At 51.1% G+C, this 327-nt stretch carries 1 protein-coding gene; it reads right to left on the reverse strand.

Annotated elements, in window-relative coordinates:
* Positions 1 to 327: 30S ribosomal protein S11 (rpsK, locus tag F0U44_RS24435; protein WP_149730652.1), on the reverse strand; the 327-nt coding region annotated here is incomplete at both ends.

Here is a 327-nt window from a genome sequence, read left to right on the forward strand (position 1 = left end):
GTCGAGTCTGATGGTACGGGGGTGACATCTTCAATGCGGCCAATCTTCATACTTGAACGAGCAAGAGCCCGAAGTGCAGACTGAGCACCAGGACCAGGGGTCTTTGTTTTGTTTCCACCAGTAGCACGGAGCTTTATGTGCAAGGCCGTTATGCCAAGAGTTTTGCATTTCTCTGCTACATCCTGTGCCGCCAACATAGCAGCGTAGGGTGACGCTTCATCACGGTCAGCCTTCACCTTCATGCCACCAGTGACACGGGCGATAGTTTCCCGGCCGGATAAATCAGTAACATGAACGAATGTGCCATTGAATGAAGCGAAAATGTGT

The organism is Nocardioides humilatus (assembly GCF_008373755.1).
GTDB lineage: Bacteria > Actinomycetota > Actinomycetes > Propionibacteriales > Nocardioidaceae > Nocardioides > Nocardioides humilatus.